General features: G+C 61.3%; 13 protein-coding genes. 6 read left to right on the plus strand and 7 right to left on the minus strand.

Annotation, left to right across the window (positions count from 1 at the left end):
* The first annotated feature begins 87 nt into the window (after positions 1-87).
* Together NTD89_RS03280 and nudC are read left to right on the plus strand one after the other, a co-directional pair.
* Positions 88-900 carry a crotonase/enoyl-CoA hydratase family protein gene (locus NTD89_RS03280; RefSeq protein WP_262206439.1) on the plus strand — a complete coding sequence of 271 codons (813 nt, stop codon included), beginning with the start codon at positions 88-90 and terminating at the stop codon, positions 898-900.
* Positions 901-905: 5 nt separating this feature from the next.
* The gene (gene nudC, locus NTD89_RS03285; RefSeq protein WP_119741944.1) at positions 906-1,739 is read left to right on the plus strand and encodes an NAD(+) diphosphatase; all 834 of its coding nucleotides are present in this window, start codon (positions 906-908) and stop codon (positions 1,737-1,739) included.
* Here nudC and NTD89_RS03290 read toward each other — a convergent pair.
* The 3 genes from NTD89_RS03290 to NTD89_RS03300 form a co-directional block, all read right to left on the minus strand.
* A complete protein-coding gene (locus tag NTD89_RS03290; RefSeq protein ID WP_119741946.1) occupies positions 1,707-2,486 on the minus strand; it encodes a TSUP family transporter in 780 nt (259 codons plus the stop codon). The two genes, nudC and NTD89_RS03290, sit on opposite strands and share 33 nt — an antisense overlap.
* 192 nt (positions 2,487-2,678) lie before the next feature.
* Complete coding sequence (pcsA, locus tag NTD89_RS03295; RefSeq protein WP_145165627.1) at positions 2,679-3,395, minus strand: phosphatidylcholine synthase; 717 nt, start codon at positions 3,393-3,395, stop codon at positions 2,679-2,681.
* 149 nt (positions 3,396-3,544) lie between these two features.
* Positions 3,545-4,459 carry a class I SAM-dependent methyltransferase gene (locus NTD89_RS03300; protein ID WP_262206441.1) on the minus strand — a complete coding sequence of 305 codons (915 nt, stop codon included), beginning with the start codon at positions 4,457-4,459 and terminating at the stop codon, positions 3,545-3,547.
* 191 nt (positions 4,460-4,650) lie between these two features.
* On the opposite strand from NTD89_RS03300, the gene mdeB reads away from it, so the two are divergent.
* Positions 4,651-7,329: an alpha-ketoglutarate dehydrogenase gene (gene mdeB / locus NTD89_RS03305; RefSeq protein WP_262206442.1), complete on the plus strand. Its 2,679-nt coding sequence runs from the start codon at positions 4,651-4,653 to the stop codon at positions 7,327-7,329.
* A gap of 124 nt (positions 7,330-7,453) precedes the next feature.
* On the opposite strand, the gene NTD89_RS03310 is transcribed toward mdeB, so the two are convergent.
* Complete coding sequence (locus tag NTD89_RS03310; RefSeq protein WP_145165625.1) at positions 7,454-7,942, minus strand: DUF1289 domain-containing protein; 489 nt, start codon at positions 7,940-7,942, stop codon at positions 7,454-7,456.
* A 132-nt stretch (positions 7,943-8,074) separates the two neighbouring features.
* Positions 8,075-9,325: a ribonucleotide-diphosphate reductase subunit beta gene (locus NTD89_RS03315; protein ID WP_034108883.1), complete on the minus strand. Its 1,251-nt coding sequence runs from the start codon at positions 9,323-9,325 to the stop codon at positions 8,075-8,077.
* 271 nt (positions 9,326-9,596) lie between these two features.
* Between NTD89_RS03315 and NTD89_RS03320 the strand changes: the two genes are divergently transcribed.
* Both NTD89_RS03320 and NTD89_RS03325 read left to right on the plus strand, forming a co-directional pair.
* Positions 9,597-9,992 carry a GNAT family N-acetyltransferase gene (locus tag NTD89_RS03320; RefSeq protein ID WP_262206443.1) on the plus strand — a complete coding sequence of 132 codons (396 nt, stop codon included), beginning with the start codon at positions 9,597-9,599 and terminating at the stop codon, positions 9,990-9,992.
* 32 nt (positions 9,993-10,024) lie between these two features.
* The gene (locus tag NTD89_RS03325; protein WP_145165623.1) at positions 10,025-10,651 is read left to right on the plus strand and encodes a transcriptional regulator; all 627 of its coding nucleotides are present in this window, start codon (positions 10,025-10,027) and stop codon (positions 10,649-10,651) included.
* Here the strand turns inward: NTD89_RS03325 and NTD89_RS03330 are convergent.
* Both NTD89_RS03330 and NTD89_RS03335 read right to left on the minus strand, forming a co-directional pair.
* Complete coding sequence (locus tag NTD89_RS03330; RefSeq protein WP_145165622.1) at positions 10,639-11,019, minus strand: RidA family protein; 381 nt, start codon at positions 11,017-11,019, stop codon at positions 10,639-10,641. The genes NTD89_RS03325 and NTD89_RS03330 overlap by 13 nt on opposite strands.
* Entirely contained in the window at positions 11,016-11,981 is a 966-nt protein-coding gene (locus tag NTD89_RS03335; protein ID WP_262206444.1) for a threo-3-hydroxy-L-aspartate ammonia-lyase, read from the minus strand. Before NTD89_RS03335 ends, NTD89_RS03330 begins: the two co-directional genes overlap by 4 nt.
* Before the next feature lie 113 nt (positions 11,982-12,094).
* On the opposite strand from NTD89_RS03335, the gene NTD89_RS03340 reads away from it, so the two are divergent.
* Positions 12,095-12,712 (plus strand): LpxA family transferase, encoded by a 618-nt coding sequence (locus NTD89_RS03340; protein ID WP_262206483.1) that lies wholly within the window; start codon positions 12,095-12,097, stop codon positions 12,710-12,712.
* The last annotated feature ends 56 nt before the right edge of the window (positions 12,713-12,768 follow it).

Consider the following 12,768-nt stretch of genomic DNA (forward strand, 5'->3'; position numbering starts at 1 on the left):
TTTGCCAGTCCCGTTTTTGGCCGATGCGCCGCCGCGCTCCCTTGTTATAGTTCGGCCCTTATCACTCGCCAGTCAGGGATCACTGCCATGTCCGAATACCAAGCTTTCGTCGTCGAGCTCAGCGGCAACGTCGCCCATGTGCAGATTAACCGCCCGGAAAAGATCAACGCGATGAACGCGGCGTTCTGGACCGAAATCATCGACATTTTTCAATGGATCGAAGACACCGACGCCGTGCGCGCCGTGGTACTCAGCGGCGCCGGCAAGCATTTTTCTTCCGGCATCGACCTGATGCTGCTGGCCTCGGTGGCCAACGAGTTCGGCAAGGACGTGGGCCGCAATGCGCGCTTGTTGCGCCGCAAGATCCTCGAGCTGCAAGCCTCGTTCAACGCCGTCGACAATTGCCGAAAACCGGTGCTGGCGGCGATCCACGGCTACTGCATCGGCGGCGCCATCGACTTGATCAGTGCCTGCGACATGCGCTACGCCGCCGAAGACGCGCAGTTCTCGATCAAGGAAATCGACATCGGCATGGCCGCCGACGTGGGCACCCTGCAGCGCCTGCCGCGCATTGTCGGCGACGGCATGCTGCGTGAACTGGCTTACACCGGCCGCCAGTTCGGGGCTGAGGAAGCGCGCAGCATCGGCCTGGTCAATCGCGTGTATGCGGACCATGCAAGCCTGTTGGCCTGCGTGATGGACATTGCCCAGCAAATCGCCGCCAAGTCGCCGATTGCCGTGACCGGCACCAAGGCGATGATCAGCTACATGCGTGACCATACGGTCAATGATGGTCTGGAATACGTTGCCACCTGGAACTCGGCTATGTTGCAATCCAACGACCTGCGCGTGGCCATCGCGGCCCATATGAGTAAGCAGAAACCCGAATTCGTGGATTGACTGACATGACCCCAGGCTGGATTACCACAACGCTGCTGGACAACGACGCCCCCGGTGGCTGGGCCGTTGCCCGCAGCCGTGAAGGCTTTTTGCATGACACCAATGGCCCGCTGTTTCCGCGCGAATGGCTTAAGCGCCAGGACCTGTCGGTGTTCGCCGAACACGGCATCGGCCACCTCGACGGTGAGCCGGTGTACCTGCTGGAACTGAACTCGGCAAGTGACGTGCCGGGCTGCAGCTGGCAGGGTTTGCGCGCGTTCATGCTGCAGGGCGACCACACGCTGTACAAAGTGCTCGGCTACGCGGCGCAGATCGGCACCTGGGCGCGCGAGCACCGGTTTTGCGGCAGCTGCGGCCAGGCCATGGTCCAGGTGCCGCGTGAGCGTGCGATGCATTGCCCGGCCTGCGACTTGCGCAGCTACCCGCGCATTTCGCCGAGCATGATCGTGTTGGTGACCCGGGGCGACGAGATCCTGCTGGCGCGTTCGCCGCGTTTTGTCACGGGCGTCTATAGCACCTTGGCCGGGTTTGCCGAGCCGGGGGAGTCGGCCGAAGACTGCCTGATCCGCGAGGTGCGCGAGGAAGTGCAGGTGGAGGTCAAGAATATCCAGTACATGGGCAGCCAATGCTGGCCGTTCCCGCATTCGATGATGCTCGGCTTCCATGCCGAATATGCCGGTGGCGATATCGTGCCCCAAGCCGACGAGATCGAGGACGCGCAGTGGTTCAACATCCACGACCTGCCGCCATTGCCGGCGTCACGGTCGATTGCGCGTTACCTGATCGACCTCTACCTGGCCCGTCGTTTAGGCCACGCTGAACCAGTGTTGCCAGGCTAGGCGCACGGTCAGGCCGAGGACCACGGTGATAAACACCGGGCGAATGAATTTGGCGCCGCCGCTGATCGCGCTGCGGGCGCCAAAGAATGCGCCGCACATTACCGAGAAGCCCATCGCCAGACCGACGATCCAGTCCACCGAGCCGTTGAAGATGAACACCGACAGCGCCGCCGCGTTGCTGACGAAGTTCATGCTGCGCGCTACGCCGCTGGCCTTTACCAGGTCGATGGGGTGCAGCAGCATCGTGCTGACCGTCCAGAACGCGCCGGTGCCGGGGCCGGCCACGCCGTCGTAGAAGCCCAGGCCGAAGCCCTGGGTGGATTGCCATTTTTTCTTGATCGGCGCGTCGGCATCCAGCGGCGCCTTGGGCGTGCCGCCAAACAGCAGGTACACACCGCAGCCGAATACGATTACCGGGAGCATTTTGTTCAGGGTTTCAGCGGGCAGGTAGTGCGCGACCACCGCACCGGCGAGGGCGCCGATCAGCGTGCCGACGATGGCATGCACCCATTGGCGCGGGTGAAAGAGTTTGCGCCGGTAGAAGGTAAAGCTGGCCGTGGCCGAGCCGAAGGTGGAACTGAGTTTATTGGTGCCCAGCACCAGGTGGGGCGGCATGCCGGCGGTCAGCAGGGCTGGCGTGGTGAGCAGCCCGCCGCCGCCGGCGATGGCATCGATGAAGCCGGCGATAAAGGCCACGATGGCCAGGATGGCGAGGGTGGTGAGGTCTACGCTGAGTTCGAAGGGCATGGGCAGGGCTTATTCTTGGCAGGGCGCAGCAAAGGGGCTGCGCCAAAGGTCGCCATCTTACCTGCCGGATGTACACAGATCCAAATGTGAGAGCTGGCTTGCCTGCGAGCGGTGGGGCAGGCCCAACTGCTGTAACTGACTCGGCGCCATCGCAGGCAAGTCAGCTCCCACCTTTAAAACGTGCCCGCCTTGCTATTTATGGGTTCCCAGCCACTCCAGCGCTGTGCGCCACACACAAATGCCGAGGAAATACGCCGACATCAGCGACCACAACCCGAACGTCCATGGGTTGGTATTCGGGTAGTCCACCACCATCAAAAAGCTGCACAGCAACCAGATTGTGGTGACGGCAATGTTGATCGGCATAAAGCGCTTGACCCGGAACGGGTGCAAAAACTTCATCGGCGTCACGGTCAGCAGCGCCAGGCCAATCACCGTCAGCAAGGTGACCCAGGCGTCCGGCTGAATGATGTACACGCACAGGGCAACCACGTTCCAGGCGGCGGGAAAGCCGACAAAGTAGTTGTCCTTGCTCTTCATGTTCACATTGCAAAAGCAGAACAGCGACGACACCAGAATCACCGACACCGTAAACAGGTGAGTGAAGTCCGGCAGGTCGATATAGCGGTAGATGAACAGCGCCGGAATAAACACATACGTCAGGTAATCAATCACCAGGTCCAGCACCGAGCCATCGAAGCTTGGCAGTACCGTGCTGACATTCACTCGTCGGGCCAGGGAGCCGTCAACGCCATCGACTACCAGTGCCAGGCCCAGCCAGAGCAGGCAAGCCTTGGGTGAGTTTTCCAGCAGCGCAAGCGTGGCCAAAAAGGCCAGCACCACGCCAGTGGCAGTAAAGCCGTGGGCGCCCCAGGCTTTGAGTCTGGCTACATGCAGGGTCGATATCACGGGCGGTTCTCCAAAAGGTCAAACAGGGCAGCCGACAACGTAACGCCGTCGAGTCTGGCCAGGGAATGCAGGTATCGACCGGGAAGGGGGGGATAAGGTTCACCACCCCGGTGTACCACTTAGCGTAGCAAGCGCAGGACGTTTCAGCATCAACCCTGACGGAACACCAGCGCCTTCAAGCCACTTTGGGGGTCGATATCCGGAAATTCAGGCGGGTTTTGCAGCCGCTCCACAAAGCGCAGGCCCGGTGCTTCGCGGGTGACGCCGTCGATCAGGAAGTCTTCGCCAAACGCCGGGTCGTTCATGCACGCCAGTACGCTGCCCTGTGGCGTGAGCAAATCCGGCAGCCGGCGCAGCACGCGCTGGTAGTCCTTGGTCAGCAGGAAACTGCCTTTCTGGAAGGACGGCGGATCGATGATGACCAAGTCATAAGGCCCGCTGTGGGTGACCTTGGCCCAGGACTTGAACAGGTCATGGCCCAGAAACGTAACGTTGCTCAGGTCGTGACCGTTCAGGCGATGGTTGTCGCGGCCACGGCTGAGGGCGCCACGGGCCATGTCGAGGTTGACCACATGGTCGGCGCCGCCTTCGATGGCCGCGACCGAGAAACCGCAGGTATACGCGAACAAATTGAGTACGCGCTGGCCCTTGGCCTGCTCACGCACCCAGTGACGGCCGTAACGCATGTCGAGGAACAGCCCGCTGTTCTGTTTTTTTCCCAGATCGATCAAGTAACGCAGGCCGCCTTCGGTGATGGTCAGCTCATCAACAGCGTCACCCACCAGCCATTCGGTGGTGCTTTGCGGCAGGTAGCGGTGTTGCAGGGCGACGGTATAGGCGCTGAGCTGTTCTTTGAGCATCTGTTTCAACGCGTCCAGCTGTTCGGCCTCCGGCGCTTTGAACAGCGACACCAGAATCACCCCTTGCAACCAGTCCACCGTCAGTTGTTCCAGGTCCGGCCAGCAGCGGCCACGGCCGTGGAACAGTCGCCGGGTCTCGGCGGGCGGGCTAGCCAGGGCGGTGAGCAGGTGGGCGTGCAGGGTGGCGAGTGCGTCTGGGGTCATCGGTCAGCGTCGGTCATTGAGCGGGCGGCATTTTAAACACAGTTGCAGTGTTACGTGTGGCTTGAGCACAACGTGCTGGAAAAAAGCAGATTGGCAGTGATTCATGCTCAAAATGCTCGAACCTGCGCCTGATAACAGGCAAAAAATCCTTTAGCACCAGCATAAACTGGAAAAAAAGCCCGGAGGTGCGCATGAATGGTTTCGCCAGTGCAGTCAATCACACGGCGTTGGATCAAGTAGAGCTGGACGAGTGGCGTGACGCGCTGGCCTCGCTGGTGGCCAACGCCGGTCCCGAACGAGCGCGGCAGGTCCTCGACCTGCTGGCCCGCGAAGGCAGCGCCCCGCACATCGACTGGAAACCCCGCCACGGCACGCCGTACATCAACAGCATCAGCGTTGCGCAGCAGCCGGCGTTTCCCGGTGACCTCGCCACGGAAGAGCGCCTGGCCTCGCTGGTGCGCTGGAACGCGCTGGCCATGGTGGTGCGCGCCAACCAGGCGTACGGCGAACTGGGTGGCCATATCGCCAGCTACGCCAGTGCCGCCGATTTGTTCGAAGTGGGCTTCAACCACTTTTTCCGCGCCCGCAACCCAGACTTTGGCGGCGACCTGGTGTTCTACCAGCCGCATTCCGCGCCGGGCATTTATGCGCGCGCCTATCTGGAAGGCCGCTTGAGCGAAGACGACCTCGCACACTACCGCCAGGAGATCGGCGGGCAACAAGCGGGCGCACGGGGTCTCTCCAGCTACCCGCACCCGTGGTTGATGCCGGACTTCTGGCAGTTCCCCACCGGTTCCATGGGGATCGGCCCGATCAGCTCGATTTTCCAGGCGCGTTTCATGCGCTACCTGCAGCATCGTGGGCTGCTCGACACCACCGACCGTCACGTCTGGGGTGTGTTCGGCGACGGCGAAATGGACGAACCGGAAAGCATGTCGGCCCTGACCCTGGCCGCCCGCGAAGGCCTGGACAACCTGACCTGGGTGGTCAACTGCAACCTGCAACGCCTTGACGGCCCGGTGCGCGGCAATGGGCGCATCATCGACGAACTGGAGGCGTTGTTTGCCGGGGCCGGCTGGAATGTGATCAAGCTGGTCTGGGGTTCAGACTGGGACGCCTTGCTTGCCAAGGACAGCGACGGCTCGCTGGTGAGCACGCTGTCGCAGACCGTCGACGGGCAATTCCAGACCTTCGCCGCCAAAGACGGCGCCTACAACCGTGAGCACTTTTTCGGCCAGAGCGAATCACTGGCCAAGTTGGTCGAGGGCATGAGTGACGAGCAAATCGACCGCCTCAAGCGTGGCGGCCACGACATGGTCAAGATCCACGCTGCCTACCACGCCGCGCGCCGGGTCAAGGGCCAGCCGACGGTGATCCTGGCGCAAACCAAAAAGGGCTTCGGCATGGGCGAAGCCGGGCAGGGCAGGATGACCACGCACCAGCAGAAGAAGCTGGATCGGCAAGCGCTGATTGCCTTCCGTAATCGCTTCCAGTTGCCGCTGACCGACGAGCAGACCGAATCGCTGAGCTTCTTCAAACCGGCCGACGACAGCCTCGAATTGCGTTACCTGCATCAACGCCGCCAGGCGCTGGGCGGTTATGTACCGAGCCGCAGCCAGGTCGCAGCGCCGGTGGCGGTGCCGCCGGTGACGGGATATGCCGGTTTCGCCAAGGCGGCTGACGGCAAGGAAATGTCCACCACCATGGCCTTCGTGCGCATGCTCACCAACCTGCTCAAGGACAAGGCCCTCGGCCCGCGCATCGTGCCGATCGTGGCGGATGAGGCGCGCACCTTCGGCATGGCCAACCTGTTCAAGCAGATCGGCATCTATTCCAGCGTCGGCCAGCGCTACGAGCCCGAAGACATCGGCTCGATCCTCAGCTACCGCGAGGCCACCGACGGGCAGATCCTCGAGGAGGGCATCAGCGAGGCCAGTGCCATCAGCTCGTGGGTGGCAGCGGCCACCAGTTACTCAGTGCACGGCCTGCGCATGTTGCCGTTCTACATCTATTACTCGATGTTCGGCTTCCAGCGCGTCGGCGACCTGATCTGGGCCGCCGCCGACCAGCGCGCCCGCGGCTTCCTGCTTGGCGCCACGGCCGGGCGCACCACCCTGGGCGGCGAAGGGTTGCAGCACCAGGACGGCAGCAGCCACCTCAGCGCCGCCAGCGTGCCTAATTGCCGCGCCTACGACCCGGCGTTTGCCGGCGAGTTTGCGGTGATCCTCGACCACGGCATGCGCCAGATGCTCGAGCACGATGTGGACGAGTTCTACTACGTAACGCTGATGAACGAAAACTACCCGCAGCCGAGCCTGCCGCAGGGCGTGGAGTCGGCGATCATCAAAGGCATGTACCGCTTGCAAGGTGCGCCAGATGCCCAAGTGCGCTTGCTGGGTTCGGGCACGCTGCTGCGTGAGGCCCAGGCTGCCGCGCGTTTACTGGCCGAGGATTGGCAGGTGGCGAGCGAGGTGTTCAGCGTCACCAGTTACAGTGAGCTGGCGCGGGATGCGCGGGAAGTGGAGCGGTGGAATCGCTTGCATCCCCAGGACGCCAAGCGCGTCAGCCATGTAAATGACTGCTTGCCCAACGGCGCGCCGGTGATTGCGGTGTCCGACTATGTGCGGGCGGTGCCGCAGATGATTGCTTCTTACCTGAATTGCAGCTACACCGTGCTCGGCACCGACGGTTTTGGCCGCAGTGATACACGGGCGGCGTTGCGGGATTTCTTCGAAGTAGATCGCCATCACCTGGTGCTGGCGGCGCTGACGGCGTTGGCGGAGCAGGGGAGTGTGGCGCGGGAGGTGTGTCAGCAGGCGATTGAGCGCTATGGCTTGCAGACGGAGCGGATGGGTTCCTGGATGTCCTGAACCACACATACATCAAAGGTGGGAGCTGGCTTTCCTGCGATAGCGGAGTGTCAGTCGACAAATTTATTGACTCGTCCACTGCCATCGCAGGCAAGCCAGCTCCCACAGAGTTTTGTGGTGGATGTTAAAAAGTGGCAATCAGGGCTGGCCCAAACGCCTCCTTCAGAAACCCCGGCGCGATGTAACGCTCATAGTGCGCCTCGGACAACAGAAAAAACTCGCGATCAATCGCGTCGCGTAAATCAGTCAGGTTGCGCTCCCGAAATTCCGGCAACAACGCCAGGCCATACGCATCCAGTCTGGAAATCACCCGCGCACCCCGCGCAATCAACTGGTATGCCCAGCAATACGGCGACTGGTGGGGCACAAACCGAATTTTGCGGTCTTCCAACTGCTGGCGCAGGCGCTGCGGGTCAAGCACTTCCAGCTTGCTGGCCATCACCTGCACCAGCAACTGTTCCAGGCGCTGCCACACTGCCTGCTTCTCGTCGGCGCTGTAGCCATTCCACTGAATCACTTCATGGTGATAACGCTTGCAGCCCCGGCAGACCAGGTCCCCGTAAACGGTGGAGCACAGGCCGACGCAGGGCGTTTTGATGGTTTGATTGGGCATAAGGGTTTGTTTGCAAAGTCTATGGATCGCAGATTGCTAATGTGGGAGCGGGCTTGCCCGCGATAGCTGTGTGTCAGCCAATGCATCTTTAGCTGACCCAATGCCATCGCGGGCAAGCCCGCTCCCACATTGTTAGTCCCAGCTCAGCGCGCCGCCGGTCTGGTACTCGATCACGCGGGTTTCGAAGAAATTCTTCTCTTTCTTCAAGTCCATAATCTCGCTCATCCACGGGAACGGGTTAGTCGTCCCTGGATACTCTTCCTTCAACCCAATCTGCGACAAACGACGATTCGCGATGAACTTCAGATAGTCCTCCATCATCGCCGCATTCATCCCCAACACCCCACGCGGCATGGTATCGCGCGCATATTCAATCTCCAGCTGAGTCCCCTGCAGAATCATCTGGGTCGCTTCTTCCTTCATCTCGGCATCCCACAAGTGTGGGTTTTCGATTTTGATCTGGTTGATCACATCGATACCGAAGTTCAGGTGCATCGACTCGTCGCGCAGGATGTACTGGAACTGTTCGGCCACGCCGGTCATTTTATTGCGACGGCCCATCGACAGAATCTGAGTGAAGCCGCAGTAGAAGAAGATGCCTTCCAGCACGCAGTAGTAGGCGACCAGGTTGCGCAGAAGTTCTTTGTCGGTTTCGACGGTGCCGGTTTCGAACTTCGGATCGGAGATCGAGCGGGTGTACTTCAGGCCCCAAGCGGCCTTTTTGGCGACCGAAGGAATCTCGTGGTACATGTTGAAGATCTCGCCTTCATCCATGGCCAGCGATTCGATGCAGTACTGGTAGGCGTGGGTGTGGATCGCTTCTTCGAAGGCCTGGCGCAGGATGTACTGGCGGCACTCCGGGTTGGTGATCAGGCGGTACACGGCCAGCACCAGGTTGTTGGCAACCAGGGAGTCGGCGGTGGAGAAGAAGCCGAGGTTGCGCATGACGATGCGGCGTTCATCGTCGGTCAGGCCTTCGGGGTTTTTCCACAGGGCGATGTCGGCGGTCATGTTGACCTCTTGCGGCATCCAGTGGTTGGCGCAGCCGTCGAGGTACTTTTGCCAGGCCCAGTCGTACTTGAAGGGCACGAGTTGGTTGAGGTCGGCGCGGCAGTTGATCATGCGCTTTTCGTCGACGGCGACGCGGGCGGCGGAGCCTTCCAGCTCAGCGAGGCCTTCGGCGACGTCGAGTTTGTCCAGGGCGGCCTTGGCGCGCACGATGGCGGCGGAGTCGTTGGCAGTCACGTTGCGCGCTTCCAGTGCGGCCGCGGCGCCGGCACCGTCAAGGCGGTCCATGTTGGCTTCGCTGGCATGCCCGGCGTTGGCGCCCTTGATCACCGCTGCACCGGTGTCTTCGTTGTCGACTTCATCCCAACTCAGCATTGAAATACTCCTTCCTGATCTGTTCTGACGGCGTGTGAACCCGTCTAAAAATATGCGGTTTGCAGGCTACCTGGCATTGAAATGCTGCGCATAGTGTGGTCGGTAATTACCGATACTGCACACTATGTAGTGGTCTGTTTTGTTTGTGGGCACACTATATGGTGTGTAACAAAGTAGGTCAACGCACAAGATGTGCGGTCATCGGTCGCTGCCCGGCGCCCATTCAGCTATAAAGCCTGGGTTCACTGGCCACACACGCAAACTCAAGGGAATGAAAAAAATTCTGATCCGCGCAGCCACCCTGGAAGACGCCGAAAGCATCTTCGCCGTGCATCAAAACTCGGTCGAAAACCTGTGCAACGCCGATTACGGCCCTGAGCAGATTGCAATGTGGCTCGATGGTCGCTCGCCTGAGACGTACCGAGCGGCCATTGCCGCGGGCAGCCTGTGGCTGGCGTATACCGATAGCCTGCAAGGTTTCGTCGAGATTGACGGCCATCAAATCAGCAAATTGTTCGTGCGCGGTGATGCGGCCGGGCAGGGCATTGGTGCGCGTTTGCTATGTGAAGCCTTGCAGCACATCCAACACGCGGGCCATGCCACGGCCTACCTGGAAGCAACCCTTCCATGGTTGAAACGCCGCAATGAGAGACCGCGGCCAAATTGACGTCCTGTCCAGGACTGGATATGTTGTCTCGCATGAAAAAGACCTCTCCCGAACAAACCACGCTGATCAGCCAGCTCGAACAGATCGCCGAAGGCTTGAGCAAAACCTTCAGCCCGTTCTGTGAAGTGGTGCTGCACGACTTGCGCGACCCGCAGCACGCGATTCTGGCGATCCACAACAACCTCTCCGGGCGCCAACCCGGTGACCCGGCCACCGAACTGGGCCTGGCGCGCATTGCCGACCCGGACTACCCGCAGGTCCTCGCCAACTACCAGAACCAGTTCGCCGATGGGCGCCAGGTCAAAAGCACATCGATCGGCATCAAGGACACCAGCGGCAAGTACGTCGCGGCTTTGTGCATGAACGTCGATCTCTCGTTGTTCCGGGGCTTGCAGAGCATGCTGGAGCAGTTTGGTTCAGTCAGTGGCGACCAGCCCAATGAGTCCCTCGACCCGTCCGGCGCCGATGTGATTCGTGCGCGAATCGACCAGTTCGCCGCACGCCTGGCGACCACGCCGCGGGCACTCAAGGCGGCGGATCGGCGGCTGCTTCTGCAAGAGCTCAAAGACTCCGGCTGCATGGACGTTCGCCGGGCCATGGAAACTGTCGCCTCGCACCTGGGCGTGTCGCGCGCGGCGGTCTACACCTACGCCAAGTAACGCGCCAGCGCTTCAATCTCTACCAGATACCCGTGATGCAACTCAGGCACCGGCACCACCGCGCGGGCAGGGCGGTGCTCGCCCAGCGCGGCGGCGTAAATTCGATCAAATTCCGGCCAGTGGTTAACCCCGGCCACGTACACCGTGACCTTCACCAAGTCCTGGGGCGAACCGCCAGCGGCTTTCAAGATCGCCAACACATTGTCCAGCGCCACCTGCGCCTGTTCGGCAAACGACGCCTCAAGGTTGTGGCGACCCTGCGCGCTGACTGGCAATTGCCCGGAGATATACAGTGTGTCGCCATGGCGGACGGCCTGCGAATAATGCCCGGCTGGCGGCGCGGCAGTTGCGGTGTGAATGATGTTCATGGCGCCTCGCTGAGCAGGGCGGCGTAGCGCTGGATATCGACGTTGCCGCCGGTGACGATAAGCCCCACGCGCTGGCCCTTGAACCGCTCGCCCAGTTGGCGCAATGCAGCCAGGCCAAGGCAGCCGGTGGGTTCCACCACCATCTTCATGCGCTGCATGAAAAAGCGCATGGCCTCCACCAACTGCGCGTCGGAGACGGTGAAGATGTCGTTCACCTGATCACGGATGATCGGGAAGGTGTAGTTGCCCAAGTGTTGGGTTTGCGCACCGTCGGCAATGGTTGCGGGCGTATCGATGTGCACAATGCTGCCGGCACGCAAGGAGCGTTGGCCGTCATTGCCGGCCTCCGGTTCGACGCCGAACAGTTGGCAATCCGGTGCCAGTGCACGGGTCGAAAGCGCTGTGCCTGAGAGCATGCCACCGCCGCCCAGGCCGACGAAGAGCGCGTCCAAAGGGCCGGTGAATTCCAGCAGTTCCTTGGCGGCCGTGCCTTGGCCGGCGAGGATGTTCGGGTGATCGTAAGGCGGGATCAGCGTCATCCCTTGCTCGATGGCCAGGGTACGGCCGATGTGCTCGCGGTCCTCGGTGAAACGGTCATACAGCACCACGCTGGCGCCATATTCACGGGTCGCGGCGACCTTGGCGGCCGGCGCGTCGGTCGGCATCACAATCGTCGCCGGCATGCCCAGCAAACGCGCCGCCAGCGCAATGCCTTGGGCATGGTTACCCGAAGAAAACGCCACCACACCGGCCGTGCGCTGCTGCGTATCAAACTGCGAGAGGGCGTTGAACGCGCCGCGAAACTTGAACGAGCCGGTGCGTTGCAGGTGCTCACATTTGATGAACACTTCGGCACCGGTTTCGGCGTTGAGGGTGCGCGAGGTGAACACCGGCGTGGTGTGCGCGAAGCCCTCCAGGCGCTGGGCGGCGGCGATGACGTCTTGATAGGTAGGCAATTGCATGCGACGGACCTTGTGTGCGTGTCTGGATAAAATATCCATATCAAGACAAATAGTAAAGTTTGCTGTGTTCATGCTAGCGTTTCGAGCTTCTCTGAATGCTCGAGGGTTCGACGTTGATCAGACTCACCGACTACATCGCCAACCTTGCCCAATCACCGCTGGCGCCGTGGGCCGACCTGGCGCCCTGGGTGTTGGTCGCCCGGGCGCCCGCCATCGTGCGCCAATTGCTCACCGAACTGGCACTTGACGATTACGTCATTCGCGATGAAATCGCCGTGCACCGTACCGCGACGGTCGAACCCGGCGCCTTGCTCAAGGGCCCATTGATCATCGGCGCCGAGTGTTTTATCGCCAGCGGTTCGCTGCTGCGCGGTGGCTGCTGGCTGGAGGCGCAGTGCATCATCGGGCCCGGCGCCGAACTGAAAACCTCATTGGTATTCAAGGGCAGCAAGCTGGCGCATTTCAATTTTGTCGGCGATTCGGTGCTTGGCCACGGGATCAACCTGGAGGCGGGCAGCATCGTCGCCAACTACCGCAATGAGCGGGTGGACAAGGAGGTGCTGGTGCGCATTGACGGGCAGTTACAGCGCACCGGTTGCGACAAGTTCGGCGCGTTGCTGGGCGATCAGTGCCGGATTGGCGCCAATGCGGTGCTGGCGCCGGGTGCCGTGTTAGCCCCTGCCAGTGTGATCGGGCGCGGGCAGGTGTTCGACGCAGAAACGTCTGTATAAACGCAATGTTGAAAAGGGCATGGTGCACCGGCACGATATTAAATAGAATGAATCTC

Origin of the sequence: Pseudomonas sp. 14P_5.3_Bac1, assembly GCF_025466135.1 — a bacterium.
GTDB lineage: Bacteria > Pseudomonadota > Gammaproteobacteria > Pseudomonadales > Pseudomonadaceae > Aquipseudomonas.

What these genes read in the sequence shown, in the direction of transcription:
- NTD89_RS03280 (WP_262206439.1), top strand. Translation starts at nt 88, where the DNA reads ATGTCCGAATACCAAGCTTTCGTCGTCGAGCTCAGCGGCAACGTCGCC.
- nudC (WP_119741944.1), top strand. Translation starts at nt 906, where the DNA reads ATGACCCCAGGCTGGATTACCACAACGCTGCTGGACAACGACGCCCCC.
- NTD89_RS03290 (WP_119741946.1), bottom strand. Translation starts at nt 2,486, where the DNA reads ATGCCCTTCGAACTCAGCGTAGACCTCACCACCCTCGCCATCCTGGCC.
- NTD89_RS03300 (WP_262206441.1), bottom strand. Translation starts at nt 4,459, where the DNA reads ATGACCCCAGACGCACTCGCCACCCTGCACGCCCACCTGCTCACCGCC.
- mdeB (WP_262206442.1), top strand. Translation starts at nt 4,651, where the DNA reads ATGAATGGTTTCGCCAGTGCAGTCAATCACACGGCGTTGGATCAAGTA.
- NTD89_RS03310 (WP_145165625.1), bottom strand. Translation starts at nt 7,942, where the DNA reads ATGCCCAATCAAACCATCAAAACGCCCTGCGTCGGCCTGTGCTCCACC.
- NTD89_RS03315 (WP_034108883.1), bottom strand. Translation starts at nt 9,325, where the DNA reads ATGCTGAGTTGGGATGAAGTCGACAACGAAGACACCGGTGCAGCGGTG.
- NTD89_RS03320 (WP_262206443.1), top strand. Translation starts at nt 9,597, where the DNA reads ATGAAAAAAATTCTGATCCGCGCAGCCACCCTGGAAGACGCCGAAAGC.
- NTD89_RS03325 (WP_145165623.1), top strand. Translation starts at nt 10,025, where the DNA reads ATGAAAAAGACCTCTCCCGAACAAACCACGCTGATCAGCCAGCTCGAA.
- NTD89_RS03330 (WP_145165622.1), bottom strand. Translation starts at nt 11,019, where the DNA reads ATGAACATCATTCACACCGCAACTGCCGCGCCGCCAGCCGGGCATTAT.
- NTD89_RS03335 (WP_262206444.1), bottom strand. Translation starts at nt 11,981, where the DNA reads ATGCAATTGCCTACCTATCAAGACGTCATCGCCGCCGCCCAGCGCCTG.